This is a genomic window from Paenibacillus sp. MER TA 81-3 (genome assembly GCF_023713585.1).
In the GTDB taxonomy this organism is placed as follows: Bacteria; Bacillota; Bacilli; order Paenibacillales; family Paenibacillaceae; genus Paenibacillus_B; species Paenibacillus_B profundus.
This window is the reverse complement of record NZ_JAMAWB010000015.1, coordinates 69,712-90,662: the sequence shown is the minus strand read 5'-3', so window position 1 is coordinate 90,662 and position 20,951 is coordinate 69,712. Positions and strand designations below refer to the sequence as shown.

Below are 20,951 nucleotides of genomic sequence, written 5' to 3'. Positions count from 1 at the left end.
CTGGAAATAGTCCGATGAATGCTTGTCTAAGTATTCTAATCATAGGTATCATTGGAAATCGTGCAGTAGAATCGCCTTCAAGGCGGCTATTCAGTGGAAAAACGGCCAATTGATTGGATGATTTCCAGTAGAACGTTGAATGGGCGCTGGTAGTAAGAGGTTCTGTTGGATGTTCTCCAACGGAAGCTGCGTCACCGCTCGAATATGTCATAATCCCCGCATGGACGAAAGATATGGCAGTCGGGTACACTAGAACAATATTGCTGCAAAAGCGGAGGGTGAAAAGAGCTCTCCTTTTACATATCAGGATACAGAATAAGGAATGGGGTTGAAGGCGGACAGATGTTTATTCAATTGGTGTGCGTAGGGAAGTTGAAAGAGAAGTATTTGGTGCAGGGGATTGCGGAGTACAGCAAACGATTGGCGTCGTATGTGAAATTTCAAATTACGGAGCTGCCGGACGAGCAGGCACCGGAGAAGATGAGCGATGCCGAGCTGGAGCAGGTGAAGGAGCGGGAAGGAGAGCGCATTCTCAGTCATATAAAGCCCGATGCGCATGTTGTGGCGCTTGCCATCGACGGGCAGCTCTGGTCGAGCGAGGAGTTGGCGGCGCAGCTTGATCGCTTGGCGACGTATGGGACGAGTCACGTCGTGTTTGTGATTGGCGGTTCCAACGGTCTGTCCGAGGGTGTTCTGCGCCGTGCCCAGACGAAGCTGTCCTTCGGCCGCATGACGCTGCCGCACCAACTGATGCGCCTCGTGCTGACGGAGCAAATGTACCGTGCGGTAAAGATTAATCGCGGTGAACCGTACCATAAATAGGGCGAAAAGTTGAGTTGAAGGTTGAAGCTTTAATGCTAAATATATCAGGAATAGTTCTCCATCATTTGATATAAATAATTTCGAAAGTCTTCAACATAGGTTTTGGGCTCTACAACTTTTAGATGAGTGCCGAAGCTTGCTAAAAGTTGAAATCCCATACGATTTTGTGGGACATAAATGGTTGCTAATAAAAATCCAGAACTATGGTCTTCAATACTTCTTCGACCATACCTTTCGATGATTTGATCTTTTATGCTAGGCGATATCCATGCCTTAATCGTGACGAATTCAGGTAGATAATTTGCTTCGTGTACTTGCTCTGACCAATCGTCTCTAGGATGAAACGCGCGTTCATCCATAGTAATATGATCGATCCGAGATAACTTGAAAGTTCGATATCCCTGTCGATGTAAACAGAATCCTTTCAAGTACCAACTCGATTCGCTAAAATGCAGCTCATAGGGCTCGACCATTCTATTCGTTACAGCCCCGTCCTTATCTGTATAATCAAACGAAACCAGCCTCTTTTTTGAAATGGATTCTTGACATGTCTTTAAGGTTTCAAGAATCTCGGACCGACCTTCCCAATCATAAAACGACAGTTGAATGGAACGATTTAGAGACAATGGACTAACCATTGCCTCTATTTTTTTTATCGTTCTTTCAACTTCTTCAGTACGGAGGATTTGTTCAAATCCGCCGAGCGCAGTTAATATATTCTGTAAATCGGAGCTGCTTAAAAGGCGTTTATCAACCTTGTATTCATCCATTATGCCGTAGCCCCCTTTGACCCCATTGACAGAGTAGATCGGGATGTTCGATAAGCTCAATGTTTCCATATCGCGAAGGATCGTTCTTTTGGAGACATTGAATAGTTGTGAGAATTCCGTTGTAGAAACAACCTCTTTTTTCAGCAATATCATGATAATCGAAATGAGTCTCTCCACTTTGTCCATAATTGCCCTCTTTTTTTACATGATTTCAGAACGGTGACACCTTGATGTCACCTTTTATCCATTATACTACAAGTATTACAAGAAGGAGGTTTTAATTCAATGTTTAATCCAACCGATTTTCCCAAGCCCACCCTTATTTCAGCCAACGGTGTGGAACTCGAAGTGTTTGAAGCAGGCCGAGAAAACGCAGGAAAACCTATTGTACTCTGCCACGGCTGGCCAGAGCATGCCTTTTCTTGGCGCCATCAGATGGACGCACTTGCCGCAGCGGGCTACCATGTCATCGTCCCCAACCAGCGGGGTTACGGCAACTCATCCCGTCCGACCGAAGTAACAGACTATGACATTGAACACTTGTCGGGTGATCTCATCGCGCTTCTCGATCACTATGGATACGAGGACGCTACCTTTGTCGGTCATGACTGGGGTGCATTCGTCGTTTGGGGACTGACCTTGTTGCATCCAAACCGCGTCAATAAAGTGATAAATCTGAGCTTGCCTTACCAAGAGCGCGGAGAAAAACCCTGGATCGAGTTCATGGAAGAAATACTTGGCGGCGATTTCTATTTCGTCCACTTCAATCGACAGCCAGGCGTCGCGGACGCCGTATTCGAAGACAATACATACAGGTTCCTTCGCAACCTGTACCGGAAGAACGAGCCTCTCAGAGCACCTGAGCCAGGTATGGCGTTGATCAATCTCGCCAGAGCAGAAACACCGCTCGGTGAGCCCGTATTGAGCGAAAGCGAGCTGGCCGTTTACGTCTCCGCTTTTGAAACATCAGGGTTCACGGGCAGCATAAATTGGTACAGGAACCTTGACCGCAACTGGCGCTTATTGGCGAAAGTGAACCCAATCATCCAGCAGCCGACCCTCATGATCTACGGCGACCGGGATGTGGTTGCGAAGTCTGAAAACCTGACAAAGTTCGTGCCCAATGTGGAAGTGGTCAATCTGGATTGCGGTCATTGGATCCAGGAAGAAAAGCCGGAAGAAACAAACCAAGCGATTTTAAAATGGCTGGAACAATGGGAGATGTAGTTTTTTTCAACAACCAAGAAGAGTTTAACGATTGGTTAGAAGAACATCATGCTGAAGCTAGTGAAATTTGGGTGGGCTATTTTGGGATAAGTACAGGGCGTGCAAGCCTTACTTGGTCTGCATCAGTAGATGCCGCTCTTTGTTTTGGGTGGATTGACGGTATACGAAAAACCATTGATAAACAAAGCTATAAGATTCGCTTTACTCCGCGCAAAGTAAATAGTGTATGGAGTGCTGTGAACGTAAAGAAGGTAAAAGCACTAATACAGCTTGGAAAGATGAGACCAGAAGGAATGCACGTCTTTAACAACAGAACCGATGCACAAGGCTATTCCTCTGAACAAAGAAACGTGGAACTTGCCAAAGAATATGAAGAACAAATCAAGGCAAATCAAACAGCCTGGCTATTCTTCACTAATTTACCACCATCCTATAAAAGAGATTCTATCTGGTGGGTAATGAGCGCCAAGAAAGAAGAAACACGATTAAGAAGGCTTGGAATATTGATCGCTTCATCTGAAGAAGGGCTAAAATTTCAACATTGCAAAAAAATATTACAGAATAAGGAAATATAAATAACAAAAGAATCGTTAAAAGGATTTTTGGTACTGCATAAATCTGGGTCTATTGTTTCCCTGATCTTTAGGAGAGAGGAGCTACTGTATTTCTCAATCATTTAGGGTTTAATTCTCATCAAAAGTCAGAACGTTTTAAATGCGAGGCATAAATCAAATCGCTAAATGAAGAAGGGATGAAACAGCTCATCCAAAATCGCAACCCCCTTCATTTTTATGGTACAGCCGACCCTCATGATCTATGGTGACCGGGATACGGTCCAGAGGTCTGAAAACCTGACAAAGTTCGTGCCTAATGCGGAAGTGGTCAATCTGGATTGCGGTCATTGGATCCAGCAAGAAAAGCCGGAAGAAACAAACCAAGCGATTTTGAGATGGCTGGAAGAGCAGAATGATGCTGAATAGAGTCGCTTAGCAAGCAAAACTTAGAAAAACAATAAGGACACCCAAACAGGCAATGTCATTAAGTTAAGCTCAAAGGTAAGAACGGGAATAAAAATGGAATTCAAAACGGCATGGGAAAGCCCCGTGCCGTTTGTTTTTTACTTCACGCAAGGAAAAGGCGTATAACTAACAAAGCAGAAATACTGCAATAATTGAACAGGCGGAGAGAAAAGCATCGCTCTATGTTCTGTTCCAATCCAGTAAGATGCTCTTGGTACTGAAGAATGAGGGTAATAAGGACTTTCAAATTGATTAAGTGGCTTGCATACATGGTTTGCTGAAATGGGTTTTGTTTTGCCGCAACTAGCAGCCGTTGCACCCGTTGGTAAATCCAGTCCTCTGAACGCCCCCGTTTTGAAGAAAGCAGTTCTTTCATCTTAGATTTGAGTGTGTTTTCATCCGTCTGTAATACTGAATATGAGGTTGGGAATTCACTTGAAAACTGTAATGAAATACCGGAATACATAGCTCCAAAGACACCTTTGCAAGCAGGGAAAACCTGATCTAAAACAGCTTGGAATTGTAGTTTAGTTTGTACACACATCTTTGAAAGAGACTCATATTGTCTTGTAAGATAGCGCAGATTGAGAAGTTGCACACCTCTTTTCTTAAACCGTTCAAATTCTTCTTTGTAGTACAGCTCTCCCAATAGGTAAGCGTCAGCAGCATCCGTCTTTACTTTACGAAGTTGAGACTTCCTAAGCCGATTTGAGATGAGCGGATTAATAACAATATAAATATAATGATGTTCCTCTAGGAACTGAACAACGGGACTTTGATAATGACCGGTTGCTTCTAGAATAAGCAAAGGACGTTGTTGAGATGCAAATTCAACTTCTGTTAAAACTTGAAGGAATTTGCTAAACCATCTCGAGTGTGCTCGAAGTGGAATATCCCTTGGAATGGCTTTCCGCGCTCTAGAAAGGCTTGTCCATGGCTTTCTTCTTTAGAAATATCTAGACCGATAACTGGATTCATTTCATCTCCCCTTGTAAGTGTAGATTCACCGGCATCCCCTAAGGTTGATCTTCTTGTCGCTCCATAGCATCGCTTGTTATACGGGATCTTACGTCCCAACCAGCCTTAATCATGGTCATGACAAGTAGGGGTGAACATTATAGCTCTCGGGATCAAGTCCCACGGGCAGGTACGTTCGACCAGGCTACTTTAATCCTCTATGCAAATGAAAAAAGGATCAACCAGAAAGAACTGGTTGATCTCATAATACGAACGGGCAGGAAAGTTGAAGATCAAACGCTGGGAACCTTATCACAAGTGAGGCGAAAAATAGGGGGTGCCTGGCACTTCCTTTTTGCTGATATTGTTCTCTCATTAAAAAAAATCTTCGCGTTTTTTCAATAAGGCGAACGAATGAAATGCTTATTTTCGGAGCGAGGCATTATATCGGTGAGTGTATACAAACCATGTAATGCTTGCTGTTAATAATGCCGACGAAATCAAAGCTGTAAGAACACTATATGTTTGCCAAATAAGTATCGTTGACCAATCTAATGCACAGCATATTATACACTGGACAATCGTAGCAATCAGCAAAATAGCTGTTACGATTATTCGCTTTTTTGTCATTGGCTGCCGCTCATTCGTTTTCCTTCTGCGTAATCCTAAGAGAAAGAACAGAACAGCCAATAGGCAAAGAATAATTGTGGTAGACGACAAAATGATGTCCAAAAGCTGTGTGCCGCTTATTCCATATGACCGCGTCAGATTGCCGTCTAGTATATCTTTAACTCTTAGTACCATGCTTCTATTGATATTTGCACCGTTGGTCAGCAAGCAGATGGCTGTTCGTTCATTTGGCAGTATGACCACTTCGGTTCCGAAATTGGGATTGCCCCCTGGGTGCTCTAAAATCGTTTGGTTGGCGTTTACCGACCAGCCCGCAGCATAATACATTTCGTTGACAGCCGGAACAGACATATCACCCTGATGTGATTTTTCGATAACCGTATGGAATATTTCGGGTATGTCCTGCACAATACCCATCTGTATGCCCATCCAACGCGCCATATCTTTTGTACAAGAAATGATGTAGCCTGCGGGTTTATTCCCGGAATAATCCGGCGCGTTATATGGAGTTGTCATAAAAAAGGAAGAACGGTAGCCCTGTGCCAACTGTCCGGTGGCTTGAGCATCTTCTTTATAAACGTACGTCTGGTGAAGACCCAACGGCTGAAATACCTGTTCCCTCATAAAGTCTTCATAGCTTTGTCCCGACACAATCTCAATAACCAGACCTAATACGTCATAATTAACAGTTCCGTAATTATACTGCTCACCAGGATAGAACGACAATTCAGAATCTACGAGCATTTCTACGGTTTTTTGCAACATATCCGGCGTATTGCCTTGTGGAATGTTTTGACTGTGACTGCCATTTGTTAAGCCGCTAGTATGGTGTAAAAAGTTATTGAGCGTAATACTTTGCATATCAACGTGTTTCCCCTGATACTTTAACGTAAACCAAGGCAAATATTTCTGGATAGAGTCTGACATTGACAGCAGTCCTTTTTCTTCCATCAGCAGAATACCCATGCCGGTAAAAGCTTTACTTACCGAAGCCAGCTCATATAGAGTATTTTCACTTGCCGACAGTCCCTTTTCACGATCTGCGTACCCGGAAGAAAAGTAGAGCACTTCATTGTTCGCAAGTATTGAGATTGACATTCCCGGTACACCTGATATACGGCTTGCATCATCCAACAATGTTTGTATTGAATCAGATTGCGAATCTGATAATGCATAACTTGGTGTTGCGAATCCGGTGAACAGTATAAGTAATGCAATCATAAAGACAATAATTTTTTTCATAGTCTCTCCATTCCGAAAAAACTCCCGTACGGAAAATATAAATAATCCGCAGTACGCCTTATCCCCCTAAAGTGTAATAAGATATATATTATGAAGCTTATTATTGCAAAATCTTATTGTATGTGAAGAATCATACGATATAAAAAATTAGATTGCTATCATAATCCTCTACTTACTACGAACTATTTTGCTAGGAACACAAAAAGCCCCCTCTGCTTCATTAGCGGAAGGGGCAATAGTTTGGAAGTATTCCTCAATCTTCTCATCAAAGGTTAGCTCGATCTCTTTGTGATGCACTTATTTACTGCTACAGTCAGATAGAAACACTGCATTTAGTCAAACTTGATAGCTCAGAAGACTCCAATTGTGTTAATGTCGACCTTTTTCAGTGATATTCCAACTGTAAACAAGGTTGATAGTCAAGCATTTTGAGGCGATTTCCGAAAAACAATAATAATATGGGAGATTATTACCTTATGGACGAGTTCTTTTGATAGGAGTTAAGTTCGCTTTATAGATGATATGGTGAGCCTTATCATAAGTGACGGCGAAAAATTTTGAAGTCATGGTACTGAAGGAGAACCCTACCGTAAGTATGGCGAAATTAGTATAAAATATCTAGCATAATTTGTTAGGCCTCGTGATAAACAGAAAAATGTTTAAGCTTAAAATTTACTCGGCTATGATCACCCTCTGCTCGCTCTATAGTATGCAGTCACCTATTAAACCACAAAATAGTTCGACAGTCATTTTTTATCGATTCTTATCATATGATAAAAATATATTACATGTTAGGAGTGGGTATCTATGTTAAAGAGGGTTCAATATTGGAGTGAAGATTTTTCAGATGGAAAGGACAATTTTGGTACGAAATTAACTGGGAATGCCGAGGTAGTGAAAGATAAGAAAGGTGAATATTGCTTAAAAATAGCAAAAGAAGGATTTTCTGAAAAGAGATATGGTATTCAATTTCTCAAAAGTCACAAATACAAAATTTCTATGGTTGTGAAAGCCGATCAACCCAAAACTATTTTTGCCATGAAGTTTATGGATGAAACCAATAAAAATACACCTATAGAATTAAAAAGTACAAATCCCATTCGTTTAACAACTGAATATCAAGAATACTCGTTGGAATATACAACAGATAAAGAGCTTGTTCAGGGTAGCGTATATTTTCAATTTTGGGAAGGTGGAGGATCTGTATCGAAGATTTCCCTGTCTGAAGCAGTTCCTAACTATCAAGGGGTAGAACCTGATAAGGATATAGAATGGTTGGAGCTGTATCATTATTTTTATGATAAAGAATTACATACTTATTCTTTTCACATTAAAACAAGTGTTTATGAACATCCTCAATATAAATTATTTATTAATAATGAAGAAATTCATATTAATAAACCGGATGCAGTAAGTAATGTTTCTTATAGTGAAAAGTTTACATTTACAAATGGGGCGGAACTTAGGTTAGAAGCTAGTAAAAATGGTGAAAATTATAAAGTAGTGTATGAGACGAGTTATGAGACGTTTGAAAATTACTTACAGGATGATCTCGTAAGAATAGTTGTTTACCCACAAACAGGTAAAAGAGAAATAGGGTTCCATCTATCCCCAAAATCAAAAGAAAAGAGATATAATGTGGAATTTAGAAAAAATCACATATGCAAAATATCTGTAGACGCTACCCCTGCTTTTGTCATGAAGTTGATGGATGAAACGAATAAAAATTCACCTATAGAATTAAAAAGTACAAATTCCAATCCTATAACAACCGAAAATCAAGGATACTCGTTGGAATATATATCGGATAAAGATATTGCTCACGGTAGTATATATTTTCAATTTACGGAAGTTGGAGAAAAGGGGTACTGTGAGGTGGCTGAAACTCCGCTATCAAAATGAAAAAAATAAAATTCCAAGGTGAAAATTGAGGGCTATAATGTTCAATGCCGTTCTTATTTTCCTTTGAAATTGCTTGGGTGACGGGCTAAGCATCCCTAAGCGATTATCGCCCCTTGCGGAACGTGATTCCGTTACTTATGAACAAATGTGGAAATACGACGAATGCCTATCAGATGAATGAAGTATAAATATCAGAAGCCTGCTTCCATTTAGAGAGATGGAAAGCAGGCTTTTCATTGTTCTTTTTTTTGGTTAGGGGTACTCGTCTCTTGAATAACCTTTGCGACACCTTTCTTTGCGACCAGAGTCGTTCAAGAAACATCTCATAATAAAACACTTGAAAGTGACGTTTCGTCATTTTGTATAATCTAACCAATGATGAAGATCCCCTTGGGCTATGACCATTTAAGTCAACTCAATAAGGGGAAAAGAAAGATACATCAAAGGGGGTATGCCGAATGAAGCCAGGAGATATCATTATTTATGCATGTGTCGTTATAGGAGCAGGGATCGGACTGATGTTGGATCAAGCATTGCCTGGAGTAGTAGTCGGACTAGGATTGGGTTATCTAATTAAATATGCTGTATATAAAGATAAAGAAAATTAGCATTATCGTCGGAGGTGTCTGTGCTTGATTCATATCAAAGAAGTTGCTAAACAAACGAACAACACGGTCAGAACACTTCGGTACTATGATCAGATCGGACTATTGGCTGCTCCATCCAAAACAGAAGGGGGTCATCGTTTATATTCTGATGAGGAGCTGAAGAAGCTTCAATATATCCAATTCTTCAAAGGAATGGGCTATAAATTGCTAGACATTAAAGATATGCTATCCGATTCTAATTGGAATTGGGCGATCAGCTTGAAAAGCCAGTTAGCTTATATCCTTGAAGAGCAGGAAAGATTAAGGAGTATAGAGTCGTCACTGCGGGAATTATCAATGGGATTGCAGTCGAAGGCGGGGATGAACGGCTTGCGGTACAGAAGCTTATTCAGTTATCGAATCAAAATCAAAAAAGATTGCCTCCCTTAAAGGAGAATGTATTTAACGATAAGGAAATTCGACTTTGGACAAAGCTTCCCAAAATGAATGGAGAAGACCCTGATTCTTTGGAGTGGATTGCTTTACTAGGCCAGATAAAACGATATACGAACGATGATCCAGCTTCATCAAGAGTACAAAACATCATACGACGCATGATGGAAAAACAATCGGAGAGACTTGGACTTTATCCGATAATGAGTAGAGTGGAAGAAAATAAATCGGCCGTACCTGGCCTTCAGGATGCGCTGAAGGCAGATCGGCTTCCCATTTGGCGGCTGCTGGCGTTTACAATGGCTGGCTTTATTGCCATTCTGACAGAAACGATGCCGGCAGGCTTGCTGCCGCAAATCAGTCGAGACCTTGGCGTCTCGGAGGCGATGTCGGGTCAACTCGTGTCGCTCTATGCCTTAGGCTCGGTGGTGGCGGCGATTCCGCTTATTGCCGCGACGCGCAGGTGGCGCAGAAAACGGGTATTGCTGCTGGCAATCGGTGGACTGTTTCTTTTCAATACGGCAACCGTCTTGTCCGCCGACTATGTTCTGACGCTGATAGCGCGATTCGTTGCCGGCATGGCTGCGGCTTTGATCTGGGGGCTGCTTGCAGGCTACGTGCGGCGAATGGTGCCGAATCATTTGCAGGGGCGCGCATTGGCGATTGCGGGGGTAGGTCAGCCTATTGCGTTATCTCTAGGCATACCATTAGGCGCCTGGCTTGGCACGTTATTCGATTGGCGAGGCATATTTGGGATCATCTCAGCACTCACGCTTGCCCTGATTGTGTGGGTAGTTGCGGCAGTGCCTGATTATCCCGGCCAAGCGCAACACGAACGACAGCCTATACGCAAAATTTTTATGACACCGGGGGTCCGACCGGTGCTGCTTGTACTTTTTGTTTGGATGTTGGCGCACAACATCCTCTATACCTACATCGCGCCCTTTATGGCTTTCGTCGGGCTTGCTAACCGTTTGGGCCTCGTCCTGTTGATCTTTGGCTTCTCATCTGTAATCGGGATTTGGATTACCGGACAGTTCATTGACGCCCGGCTCCGTTTCCTGACGCTGATTAGCCTTGCTACGTTTGCCGTGGTTGCCATGGTACTGGGGCTTGCCTCCGAGTTAAACGGGGTAACTTATTTAGGTGTTTCCCTCTGGGGTCTGACTTTCGGCGGCGCACCGACATTACTGCAGACAGCCATTGCGGATGCGGCTGGTGAAGGAGCCGATGTAGCGCAGTCTATGCTGGTAACCATATTTAATCTTGCAGTTGCCGGTGGTGGCATCGTTGGCGGACTTTTGCTGGAACAAATGGGGGCGGGATCCTTTCCCTGGACGCTTGCATTCCTAAGCCTTGTCGGCTTGTTAACGGTATGGGCATGCAAGAATAACGCTTTTAAGCCTGATCGCCGCTCGCAAGGGGGCAACTCGGCATTCAGCTCTGATCACATTTGATAGCGCCGGGAGAAATCGCATTGACTCCAACAGGGGCGGCTTCGTCCGGAATCTTCACGGTTGGTTCGTCGGCGCTTAACTCCTCCGATTACTGGACAAGCGCCTATTGTTTTTGATATAGGTTGCTAAGCTCTCACATAAGATTCAAAAAAATCAGCCCGTCTGACCGTAACTCCTTCAGGCGCCTGCGGACTTTGCGGCAAGATCGACAGCTGTTTGGCGATTTCTTTATCACGCATAACAATCAGCATCGGCTGCCTCTCGGGATGATCCGGGAGGCAGCCGATTGTTGGTTAACGGTTCTTCTTGCCTACCGTCACAATGGTAATGCTTTTGATTACATTTGAAGGCTGTTCCTTGTTATACAGCCAGTAGGACGGCGTATCTGTTACATGTTGAATCCGCAGGCAAAATTCCTTCCGCGGGAGCTGATTCGATTGGATCACCAGCATATTGCCGTCCACGGTTATATAATCGGGAGGAATAGGTATCGCACCCTTCTTGGTTAAGATGTTCAGACTGCCGGGGAGCTTGGCGGATGCCTCATCAATTCGCTTCTGGAATGAAATCACTACCTTATCGTGCTGCGGCCGGGTGATCGCGGTCGGAACGGGGGCTTCCTCGTACATATATTTTCCAAGATGATATTCATAGGCCGTCCAGGTGTCAAACCCCATGCTCCATGCCACTTGGCCAAATGTGTTATACCAATTGCGGTCCTTCACCATCGAGAGATTCGAACCGATATCGGCCTGCACGCCAAGCGGAATATCCGGGTGAACGGCGCGTATCTCATCGACGAAGTTCTGGTAGCTTCGAATATACTGCGGCGGAAGCTTGTTTTGGGGCTTCATCCAATCTGGCCAGTGTGTCTGCAGAAAGTGAAGGTCAGGCCGGACGGCCGATATCATCTCTGCGGCATCGAGACCCTGCATCTCGCGCAGTTTATTTACAGAGTCCCCACCGGCGTCTATTGCAAGCGACCAGGTTGCGACGAGAATATTACATCTGGCGTCGCGCACCCCGCCCCTCCCGTTAATCAGCTCATTCAGGAAGCTATTTACGGCATCGACCCGGAACTCGACCCAATCTTTATATAACGCTTTATTCGTCAGGTAATAGTCAGGATGGCGCGGATTTGTGAAATTCGGGATGCGGGGATGACCGTATTGCTGCTGGAACGCCGCTTGGGCAAGCGGACCTACATCGCCGTACACGCCGCTTTTAATGCCATCCCATTCTGGGAAATAGGGCTCCGCGACTTCGATGCCGTCGAATGGGTAATCCCTCGCCAATTGGGCCAGCTTCAGCTTCTTCCATTGCACATAGTTCTCACTATGCGGAGAGAAGCGGTAATACCCGTCATTCACTGGCTTTAGCAGCTTCATCTGCCAACTCGGCCAGTCCGCAGGAAAGCCTTCGACAGAGTATGATCCATTTCCGAGGACAAGCGCCCAGACAGCCAGCCCCCTCTTCTGGAAAGCCTCAATGAGTTCGCGATTGACAATATTCTCGTTGACGACAAAATAGTGGACGGCAGTATACCCGTTTTGAACCATCTCATCAGCGATGCTCGCTGCCGAGCGATTTTGATAATAGGCGAATGACGGATCCACCTGAATTGTAGGTCCTGACAGAGCGGGAGCCTTGTGTTTGCCGGCACATGCGCATGGATCCCCTTGATTCTTGGCATGCATCATACTTGCAGAGGGCAGTGTATGTATGCCAGAGGTGCCGGACATACGAAGTTTGCGAGACTTGAACATAACCGCTACCTCCTATAATGTATGTTCAACCCTGAACTCCAATATTTTGCGTTTGCCATGAAGCCTGCCCGAATCTCGCATAGTCTAGTTGGACGGAAAGCGAAAATTCGTAACGCATCAAAGATGACAGTGTGAACTATTGGTCATTCCGTGTTACCGCGGAGTATAAACTAACCGACGTCGATCAAAAGTGGTGCTCACTTGCCAAGGAGACGATTCTATCGTTGTCCGATGGCAACAGAAGCAGCTCTTGGATACGGTTTTCGTATCAAGAGAATAAAAAGAGGGAAATCGAAAAATGGCACGATTCCACGGCAAGTCTTCACCATACGTAGTGAAAATTGACACCGTATCCTGCACGATGAACCAAAAAGGTCGAGTTCAAGAACAAATGGGAATCCTGACTCGACCTTTTTAGCAATTATATTTCAGCAACCTCTATTATGACTTCAACGGCACTACGTTCTGCTCGATCTGCTTCATCGCTTCTTCCCCAATGAGCCCCAATCTCCAGATTGCCGTACCCTTCAACTGATAGCGCTTGGCAAGCCCAATGACACTCGAGATGGACTTGCTGTTCTCGCTGCCCATCGACAAACCTAATAGAAGCTTATGTTTTGGAACTTCTTTCAATGCGAGCTGAATCGCTTCGTTCACTTTATCGAGCGGTTCCGGCGCTTTTTCACCCGCGTAGGCATACGCCATAATCATAATATCGTCCGCTACAGAGGCAAGCGTCTTATAATCATACCCCTGATAAGCGCCGTTCAACGGATGCAGCGCCAGCGTCAACTTCAAATTGGCGGCTCTCGCCTTATTCGCAAGCTGAGTGACAAAGAAGTTATAATCCTGCTTCGCCTTCGCCTTGTCTCCGGATAATCCCAATCCTTCAAAATCAAGCACAATGCCTGAAAAGTTCTTATCCTGTGCGAGTTGCATGATATCTTCTATCGCCTTATCCCGAAGTGTCTCATCTTCCAGCATTTTCGTCAGCTCGCCTTTGCTATCCGAGGAGAACACCATCAGGTAAGGAGTTGTTCCCGCCTGCTTCGATTCGGCAACAATAGATTCCGGCGTATTATCTCCCGCTGCCTGCGGCCAATAGAAGTCCTTGCCTTCTGTCGTAATCGTCCCGTCTTCCTGAAGGCGCGCCCATCCGAATGCGGTCGCATCGAACTGCGGAATAAGATTCCGCTCTTTAAATGAAGAAATAGCATAGAACGCCATATTATACATCTTCTTCGGCGGTGATTGGATAGAGACAACTTTCGCAGCCGAATTCCAGGACACTTGTGCTCCGAATTGTCTGCTGAAAAAGCTGAGTGGAATATACGTTGTGCCTGCTTTAACGAAAGGCGCCATTGAGAGTTGGATAGATTGGCCATTAACCTTCGCCGTCTTCTGGTTCAACTGCAGAACAACGACCTTCTTCTCTTGAACAGCCGTCTGATTCGCCGTTACGGTCTGATTCTTTGGATTCCACAGCACTTCGATATTCAGCGCTTCAGCGATTCCGCGGAACGGAACCATCGTATTGCCTTGCACAATGATTGGCTCTGCTGAGAATTCGAGCGGATATTCATCCAGCATAATCTTCGTTCTCTCAGTCGTATTCGGCTTACCTGCCGCTTCCGCCGTCTGTTGCGGGAATAGCAGTGTAATCGTCAACAACATTGCTAATATAGAGCATACATAATGCCGCTTACTCAATAAAACTACCCTCTTTCTTTCGTGCATAGATTCGAACCGAGTCTATTACTCTCTTATCGATATCTATTTTACTTATATAAAAGGCAATATTCTACAGGAATGATCTACATGATGATAGAATACAAAGATACAAATACTTCCACAGAAAGAGGGTGGATCCATGGAATTATCCGAATGCCAGTTAAAGATCGAACTGGAACGCTATGGCAGCTCTACCCATTCATACGGCTGCTTAACCGCTTTTAGACCATATTCGATAATCGTAATGATGGCGATCGTTTGAGCGGAAGGAACTGATATGCGCCCGGTCTCGAAGAAGGCAAGAAGGTCATGAATGAACAGGTTGAAAAAATTCGATTCTGGCTTCAGAATGCTGCAACTACTCGAATCATACTTTACTGCCATCGTAAACGGACACTCGTCGCCCAGGTGATGAATCATCGCTTGCCGTCCATCCTTGAATTCGATTAGCAGGGCTGGAGCTGTCTTCGTTCCGATGAACATGACTCGCTTCGCATCTACCCCCATCAGTGATACGATCGGTTCGATCTGATGGATCGAGTAGTTCTCGAACGCGCCGGGACCCCAACTGGAGATGGCCTCAATGCCACTCCGCTCCGCGTCGCCATATTCGGTCGCGAATCGCAAGGCTGACGAGGAATATAGCGGCGTGCCATGCTGCGCCGCCCGCTCGAACAGGCGAAGCGCGGCTGCTCGGTCAGGGGCAAATGTCTTATCGATGTAAGTCGGCTTGCCCGATGCCAGCGGCAGATAAGCGAGCGCCTCATGATGCTCCGGGTGATCGGGTGAAAGCACGATCAAATAATCGCTCTTTTCCACGACCTCTTCAATCGTGTTCAACAGCGTAACGCCATGACGCTCGCACCACGCCGCGTTGCTCAATCCCTGCTCGGCATCCCTCATGCCGTATGCATAAGTGACTTCCATACTTCCGCCGGATGCGCTTCGAATCCATTCCGGGTATTTGTTCGCATGCCATTCATCCAGATAATAATCGATAAAGCCTATTTTCTTCATGCTGGCGCTCCCTCTTTCACGAAAGAGATCTCTGTTCTTTGCTCTGAAGATTGATAGATGGCCTGAATGATTTTGGCTGTCAGGATGACGGTATCAATGTGTGACGGCAATTTTTCCCCCGACTTAACGCAGGAGAGGAAGCTGTCGATCTCGTTCTGGAATTGATCGGTCTTCGTAAACTTCGGCGTGCTTTCCAGCAATGCGCCATGCTTGGCGCTGTAAATGGTGAAATCCGCCCCGTACTGCAGCCGAATTCCCGCTTTGTCTCCCAGAAAGTCAATGTACATCTCTTCGACTCCGATATTTTGCGCCCAGGCTCCATTTACCGTAATCGAAGGCCCTGCCGTTCGAATCATGGCTGTAACGAAATCATCGACATCGTACGTACCCTCATAGTTGGGCGGCCCCGCCCACATATTGATATAGGAGTAATTCTTCATATCCTTGCCCAGCTTGGAGTACGTCTGTCCTGTAACTGTCTTCGGATCCGGGTCGCCTGCGCAGTACATCACGATGTCGAGAAAGTGCACGCCCCAATCAATGAGCGCACCGCCGCCTGCGACAGCTTTGTTCGTGAAGTCTCCCCCCAGTCCTGGAATCGAACGATTCGAGCGGAAGCTGACGTAGACGTGGTACAGATCGCCCAGCTCTCCATCTTCGATCATCTTCTTAATGATGTTCACACCCGTATTAAAGCGATTTACGACTCCGATGTTCAGTGTCTTCCCGGTCTCGTGCTGCACCTTCTGCATCTCAAGCGCTTCCTCATACGTTCTGGCAGCCGGCTTCTCGCAGAGCACATGCTTGCCGGCACGCATACATTCGATAGCGATCAAGGCGTGGCAATTGTTCGGCGTACATATTGAGACGGCTTCTACTTCCGGATCTTCCAGAATGATGCGGTAATCTTCAATTGCCTCCCCGGAACCGTACTGGTCGACCGCTTTCTCTGCTCTTTCCTTGCGAATATCGCAGAAATACTTGATCTCGGCTTCTGGATTGGCCAGATAAGCAGGAATGTGGGCGCTGTTGGCAATCGTCCCGCAGCCGATGATGGCTACAATCGTCTTACTCATATCGAATCCCTCCCATTATTTAAATCCTTTTGAGGCTGAGGCGTAATCCACTTGCAATGAAGTGCAACAAGTACTTCTATGGTATCATGTATGCGCTTTATTTTATTTCAGTTTCGTGTGCAAAAGTAGGATTATCGTCCGATTGTCGTTCCCCTATTTGAAACGCTTGTTTGCGAACATGTTGACAAATTGCCCGAAATCGCATATTTTGATAGTAATAAATAGATAATAACAAATGGTTACGAACAGGTGGTGGTGTAATGTCAATAAGGGACCGTAGTGGGCTTACCGAGCAAGAGTTTCTTGAACAATATACCGCAGGAGATTACGAACGTCCGTCTGTGGCAACAGATATGGTCATTTTTACGGTTACCGACACCGAGGAAAGTAATTACCGCAAGCTTCCGAAGAAGGAACTGCGGGTGTTGCTTATTCGACGCGGCGGGCATCCCTTCCTTGGGAATTGGGCGCTGCCGGGCGGTTTCGTCCGTCCTGCGGAGACGACGGAGCAGGCGGCACAGAGGGAACTGCAGGAGGAAACGGGAGTGGACAACGTCTACTTGGAGCAGCTGTATACATTTAGCGAGCCAGGGCGGGATCCGCGGACTTGGGTCATGAGCTGTTCCTATATGGCGCTGATCGATAGCTCTAAGGTGCATATCGAGGCCGGAGATGATGCAGATGAAGCCTCTTGGTTCAGTGTCTCCTATCGTCTCATGAGGGAGCAGAAGGAATTGCTGGAGGACGGAATAATCAAGACGAAGCAGTACGAGCTAAAGCTAACGGGGGGGCAGGAAACGTTAACCGCCGTGGTGGAGCGCAAAATGATGTCTACGGAAGCATCATCTGCAGTGGAATATGTCATTCTCTCCAATGAGGGGTTGGCCTTCGACCATGCCAAGATTATCAGCTATGCCATCGAACGCCTGCGGGGGAAAGTGGAGTATACCGACATCGCTCTGCATTTGATGCCCAAGCTGTTTACACTGACGGAATTGCAGCAGGTTTACGAAGTCATTCTGAACAAGGAACTGCTGAAGGCGGCTTTCCGCCGTAAAGCGGCCCCGCTTGTCGAAGAGACGGATCATTACACGGAGAATGCCGGGCACCGCCCGTCGCGGCTATACCGGAGGAATCGCGAGGGGATATGATGGTTTACAATATTGAAGACTTGCAGAAAGCGTATCAAGCGGGAAAGAAATATAAGTTTTTATTTTTCTGGGGACATACGCCTCCCGCTGACGGAAGCGTCAATCAGAGCTGCTTCAGTCAATGGTGGAAGTGCCAATTTACCGTAGACGGGAACACATACAGCTGCACCGAACAGTACATGATGGCGGAAAAGGCGCGGCTGTTCCACGATGACGAGATGCTTGCGGAAATTATGAATGCGAAGCATCCGAAACAAATGAAAGCCTTTGGACGAGCGGTTAAACACTTTAACAACGACGTGTGGAATAGCAACTGCTATGACATTGTGAAGCGGGGCAACTTGGCGAAATTCTCGCAGAATCCGGAGCTTTGGGCGTTTATGAGAACAACGAAACAGCGGATTCTGGTGGAAGCGAGCCCCACTGATCGGATGTGGGGGATTGGAATGGTGAAGGAGAATTCCGCTACGGACAATCCAATGAAATGGCGAGGGAGAAATCTGCTGGGCTTTGCGCTGACTGAGGTGCGGGACCAGCTGCTAGAGAAAGAAGGGGAGTAACATGAACCGAAAGGAGCTTGCGCAGGATACGCTTCGCTATATCCAGCAGGGATATTATGAATGGAACGGGCAAAAGGTGGACTTCTCGGCTCTACAGCAATATTCGGAGGACAACAGCATTCTTATTGCGCCTGAACAGGGTATGGAATTGGTAAAGAGCTGTAAGCTGCCGCCAAATGGGACCCAGGCACAACAACGCGCAGCCAACGAGGCCACCGTTAAAGCGATTCTGGATGCCGCCCAAGCGGGGATTCGCGGCGTCGGGGTGCTTAACTTTGCAAGCGCGAAAAATCCGGGAGGCGGATTTTTAAACGGTGCGATGGCACAGGAGGAAAGTCTCGCCGCTTCAAGCGGCCTGTACGGAACGCAGCTGCGCAACGAGGCCTATTATGCGGCTAATCGCGCCTGCCGCTCCATGATGTATACCGATTATGCCATCTATTCGCCGAATGTTGTATTTTTCCGAAATGAACGGTTTCAGCTTCTGGAGCAGCCGGTGACTGCTTCGGTTCTGACCTTGCCCGCCGTCAACTATGGCCAAGTGCTGTTGAAGGGTGAAGACAGCGAGAAGGCGAAGCGCGTGATGAAGGATCGCATGCGTATGGCGCTGGCGATCTTTGCGGATAGAGGAGATAAATACTTGGTGCTCGGTGCGTATGGCTGCGGCGTATTCCGCAACAATCCTGTTGATGTGGCACAATGGTGGAAACAACTGTTGGAGGTCGAGGGCTACGGCACGCTGTTTGATGAAATTGTATTTGCTGTGTTGGACAGTTCCCGAAGCGGTTCATGCATCCGTGCCTTTGAAGGCGTCTTTAGACCCGTTAAGTTAAGAAATATCATAAATAACGGCTAAATCTGGTGCAGACTTTTATATCTGACAAATATGTAAGCGTCTGATTACAGGCGCTTTTTTTGATGCCTAAATGAATATTTGGGTATTTGCAGGAAACACTTGTGCACGGTTTTTTCGGCGATGAGCTGAGCAAGGGGCCATTTGTACGGAAAACCATCAAATTCATGGATGGAACTTACATGACGGTATTTGAGTTTAACGAAACGAAGACGGGGAAGAAAAAGAAATACCAGTATGATTGGGAATATCAGCGGGGAAAGTTGTGGAAGTGGCATAACGAACCCCATAGTCATAAACAGCATCAAACCGTAACTGACATTGGAAGTCAGGTTTTGAATTCCAGGAATGGGGTACAGTTCCAAACCAACTATCATATTAAGTGGATTCATCGATTAAGATCAAATATATTGTAAGACGAAGGTTTGCCAATATGAGAAGACTATGACAGTATATAAGCATATAAGAAACTCTTATATTAAAACGGACAATCACGAATGGAGAAAATGAAATTATGTCTAATTTGCCAAATTGCCCAAACTGTAATTCAGAATACACTTACGAAGATAGAGCTCTTTTTGTTTGCCCGGAATGCGGCCATGAGTGGTCTTTGGAATTACAAACCGAGAACAGTGAAGATAACAAGATCATCAAAGACGCAAATGGAAATGTCTTAAACGACGGTGATTCTGTAACCGTAATCAAAGACCTGAAAGTAAAAGGAAGTTCATTGGTCGTAAAAATAGGCACAAAAGTAAAAAATATACGTTTGATTGATGGAGATCACGATATTGATTGCAAAATCGATGGTTTTGGAGCCATGAAATTAAAGTCTGAATTTGTTAAGAAGATATAAATGCGATATTAATGATACAGAACGAGCCTGTATTGGAAGCCCTCTGGCATGGAGGGCTTGTTCTATTCTTGCTTTGAGATCCTGAGCTGTGACTAGATTATTCCCCTTGATGAGAACTTCCGCAGTTGCTGTTTCGTTCTAGCTCTAAAGGCAAAAAAGCATATGATCCATCCTTAACGATCTCACATCTGCGAACGGGAATAGGATGTTTGAAAATGGGCCCATCGATTACTGTGGTATGGAACTCTCCACCTTCTCCGCATGGGTCAATACCGCGAGCTTCAAGCTCCTTCACATATTCATGGGTTAACATTCGCCCTAAATCGTCTTCCCTCATTCCTAATGATAAATTTACGGTTACAAGGATCGTTACAAATCCTAGATTGATGAACTCTTGGACAGCTTCAAGATGATTCATTTCCCATAGAGGCATCCCAAGCTTTAATCCAGCATTTTTCGTAACCCTGTCATGCCAACAACCATGAGCAGGCACATCCAAATCTCCAGTTACTAGTACTTCTGCTCCCTGATTTTTAGCTTGTTCTAAAAGGCGCATAAAGATTGTTTCATAATCTGTCCAACTCGCAGCCGCAGTATATACAGGTATTCCTATCGATTCAGCTTGAGCGCGTATTAGCTCTGGAGGCATTCCATGGGATCGGGAACGTTTCCCCTCTTCCTCCAACATCACGATTAGTCCAACTGCTTCTCCAACCTTCATTGCTTTATATAGAGCTAACACACTATCTTTTCCTCCACTAAAAGAAGCAATGAATTTATGCCCGCTAGCTCCATTTTTCCAATCTATTATTTCTGTCATTCATCTCTTTCCCCTCTGTTGTTTATGGCTTTTGCACGATGTCTGTGGGCTAGAT

General features: G+C 45.4%; 23 protein-coding genes. 14 read left to right on the top strand and 9 right to left on the bottom strand.

What is annotated here, in order from left to right; genetic code table 11:
* Positions 1 to 342 precede the first annotated feature (342 nt).
* On the top strand, positions 343 to 822 hold the full coding sequence (gene rlmH / locus M3650_RS20885) for a 23S rRNA (pseudouridine(1915)-N(3))-methyltransferase RlmH (RefSeq protein WP_251577467.1): 480 nt from the start codon (positions 343 to 345) through the stop codon (positions 820 to 822).
* Between the two features lie 44 nt (positions 823 to 866).
* On the opposite strand, the gene M3650_RS20880 is transcribed toward rlmH, so the two are convergent.
* Positions 867 to 1,778, bottom strand: a complete 912-nt coding sequence (locus M3650_RS20880) for a helix-turn-helix transcriptional regulator (protein ID WP_251577465.1) — start codon at positions 1,776 to 1,778, stop codon at positions 867 to 869.
* A 99-nt stretch (positions 1,779 to 1,877) separates the two neighbouring features.
* Here M3650_RS20880 and M3650_RS20875 point away from each other — a divergent pair, with 99 nt between their 5' ends.
* The 3 genes from M3650_RS20875 to M3650_RS20865 all read left to right on the top strand — a co-directional run bounded on the left by M3650_RS20875 (position 1,878) and on the right by M3650_RS20865 (position 3,799).
* Positions 1,878 to 2,819 (top strand): alpha/beta fold hydrolase, encoded by a 942-nt coding sequence (locus M3650_RS20875; protein ID WP_076133036.1) that lies wholly within the window; start codon positions 1,878 to 1,880, stop codon positions 2,817 to 2,819.
* The gene (locus M3650_RS20870; RefSeq protein ID WP_251577463.1) at positions 2,795 to 3,394 is read left to right on the top strand and encodes a YdeI/OmpD-associated family protein; all 600 of its coding nucleotides are present in this window, start codon (positions 2,795 to 2,797) and stop codon (positions 3,392 to 3,394) included. The genes M3650_RS20875 and M3650_RS20870 overlap by 25 nt, the downstream gene beginning before the upstream one ends.
* 216 nt (positions 3,395 to 3,610) lie before the next feature.
* Entirely contained in the window at positions 3,611 to 3,799 is a 189-nt protein-coding gene (locus M3650_RS20865; RefSeq protein WP_053781983.1) for an alpha/beta fold hydrolase, read from the top strand.
* Between the two features lie 142 nt (positions 3,800 to 3,941).
* On the opposite strand, the gene M3650_RS20860 is transcribed toward M3650_RS20865, so the two are convergent.
* The 3 genes from M3650_RS20860 to M3650_RS20850 all read right to left on the bottom strand — a co-directional run bounded on the left by M3650_RS20860 (position 3,942) and on the right by M3650_RS20850 (position 6,667).
* On the bottom strand, positions 3,942 to 4,646 hold the full coding sequence (locus M3650_RS20860) for an IS110 family transposase (protein ID WP_251577461.1): 705 nt from the start codon (positions 4,644 to 4,646) through the stop codon (positions 3,942 to 3,944).
* A 32-nt stretch (positions 4,647 to 4,678) separates the two neighbouring features.
* Entirely contained in the window at positions 4,679 to 4,816 is a 138-nt protein-coding gene (locus M3650_RS20855; protein WP_251577459.1) for a hypothetical protein, read from the bottom strand.
* 402 nt (positions 4,817 to 5,218) lie between these two features.
* Positions 5,219 to 6,667, bottom strand: a complete 1,449-nt coding sequence (locus M3650_RS20850; protein ID WP_251577457.1) for a serine hydrolase domain-containing protein — start codon at positions 6,665 to 6,667, stop codon at positions 5,219 to 5,221.
* A gap of 807 nt (positions 6,668 to 7,474) precedes the next feature.
* Between M3650_RS20850 and M3650_RS20845 the strand changes: the two genes are divergently transcribed.
* The 4 genes from M3650_RS20845 (at position 7,475) to M3650_RS20830 (ending at position 11,066) form a co-directional block, all read left to right on the top strand.
* Positions 7,475 to 8,569, top strand: coding sequence for a hypothetical protein (locus M3650_RS20845; protein ID WP_251577455.1), 1,095 nt, complete (start codon positions 7,475 to 7,477; stop codon positions 8,567 to 8,569).
* Between the two features lie 458 nt (positions 8,570 to 9,027).
* Positions 9,028 to 9,177: a hypothetical protein gene (locus tag M3650_RS20840; RefSeq protein WP_251577453.1), complete on the top strand. Its 150-nt coding sequence runs from the start codon at positions 9,028 to 9,030 to the stop codon at positions 9,175 to 9,177.
* A gap of 24 nt (positions 9,178 to 9,201) precedes the next feature.
* Positions 9,202 to 9,606, top strand: a complete 405-nt coding sequence (locus tag M3650_RS20835; RefSeq protein WP_251577451.1) for a MerR family transcriptional regulator — start codon at positions 9,202 to 9,204, stop codon at positions 9,604 to 9,606.
* A gap of 206 nt (positions 9,607 to 9,812) precedes the next feature.
* Complete coding sequence (locus tag M3650_RS20830) at positions 9,813 to 11,066, top strand: MFS transporter (RefSeq protein WP_251577449.1); 1,254 nt, start codon at positions 9,813 to 9,815, stop codon at positions 11,064 to 11,066.
* A 293-nt stretch (positions 11,067 to 11,359) separates the two neighbouring features.
* Here the strand turns inward: M3650_RS20830 and M3650_RS20825 are convergent, their stop codons facing one another.
* The gene (locus M3650_RS20825) at positions 11,360 to 12,832 is read right to left on the bottom strand and encodes an N-acyl-D-glucosamine 2-epimerase (protein WP_251577446.1); all 1,473 of its coding nucleotides are present in this window, start codon (positions 12,830 to 12,832) and stop codon (positions 11,360 to 11,362) included.
* Between the two features lie 131 nt (positions 12,833 to 12,963).
* Between M3650_RS20825 and M3650_RS20820 the strand changes: the two genes are divergently transcribed.
* Positions 12,964 to 13,167, top strand: coding sequence for a hypothetical protein (locus tag M3650_RS20820; protein WP_251577444.1), 204 nt, complete (start codon positions 12,964 to 12,966; stop codon positions 13,165 to 13,167).
* Positions 13,168 to 13,273: 106 nt separating this feature from the next.
* Here the strand turns inward: M3650_RS20820 and M3650_RS20815 are convergent, their stop codons facing one another.
* From M3650_RS20815 to M3650_RS20805, 3 genes are all read right to left on the bottom strand, one after another.
* Entirely contained in the window at positions 13,274 to 14,542 is a 1,269-nt protein-coding gene (locus M3650_RS20815; RefSeq protein ID WP_251577442.1) for a stalk domain-containing protein, read from the bottom strand.
* A gap of 201 nt (positions 14,543 to 14,743) precedes the next feature.
* Positions 14,744 to 15,580 (bottom strand): Gfo/Idh/MocA family oxidoreductase, encoded by an 837-nt coding sequence (locus M3650_RS20810; RefSeq protein ID WP_251577440.1) that lies wholly within the window; start codon positions 15,578 to 15,580, stop codon positions 14,744 to 14,746.
* On the bottom strand, positions 15,577 to 16,656 hold the full coding sequence (locus tag M3650_RS20805; protein WP_251577438.1) for a Gfo/Idh/MocA family protein: 1,080 nt from the start codon (positions 16,654 to 16,656) through the stop codon (positions 15,577 to 15,579). The genes M3650_RS20810 and M3650_RS20805 overlap by 4 nt, the downstream gene beginning before the upstream one ends.
* Before the next feature lie 260 nt (positions 16,657 to 16,916).
* Here M3650_RS20805 and M3650_RS20800 point away from each other — a divergent pair, with 260 nt between their 5' ends.
* From M3650_RS20800 to M3650_RS20785, 5 genes are all read left to right on the top strand, one after another.
* Positions 16,917 to 17,807 (top strand): NUDIX hydrolase, encoded by an 891-nt coding sequence (locus M3650_RS20800; protein WP_251577436.1) that lies wholly within the window; start codon positions 16,917 to 16,919, stop codon positions 17,805 to 17,807.
* Entirely contained in the window at positions 17,807 to 18,367 is a 561-nt protein-coding gene (locus M3650_RS20795; protein WP_251577434.1) for a riboflavin biosynthesis intermediates N-glycosidase, read from the top strand. Before M3650_RS20800 ends, M3650_RS20795 begins: the two co-directional genes overlap by 1 nt.
* Before the next feature lies 1 nt (position 18,368).
* Positions 18,369 to 19,223: a TIGR02452 family protein gene (locus M3650_RS20790; RefSeq protein WP_251577432.1), complete on the top strand. Its 855-nt coding sequence runs from the start codon at positions 18,369 to 18,371 to the stop codon at positions 19,221 to 19,223.
* A 101-nt stretch (positions 19,224 to 19,324) separates the two neighbouring features.
* Positions 19,325 to 19,636 (top strand): toxin-antitoxin system TumE family protein, encoded by a 312-nt coding sequence (locus tag M3650_RS32720; RefSeq protein WP_483311772.1) that lies wholly within the window; start codon positions 19,325 to 19,327, stop codon positions 19,634 to 19,636.
* 98 nt (positions 19,637 to 19,734) lie between these two features.
* Positions 19,735 to 20,076, top strand: coding sequence for a zinc ribbon domain-containing protein YjdM (locus tag M3650_RS20785; RefSeq protein ID WP_019423308.1), 342 nt, complete (start codon positions 19,735 to 19,737; stop codon positions 20,074 to 20,076).
* Between the two features lie 97 nt (positions 20,077 to 20,173).
* On the opposite strand, the gene M3650_RS20780 is transcribed toward M3650_RS20785, so the two are convergent.
* Positions 20,174 to 20,896, bottom strand: a complete 723-nt coding sequence (locus tag M3650_RS20780) for a Dph6-related ATP pyrophosphatase (RefSeq protein WP_251577430.1) — start codon at positions 20,894 to 20,896, stop codon at positions 20,174 to 20,176.
* Between the last annotated feature and the right edge of the window lie 55 nt (positions 20,897 to 20,951).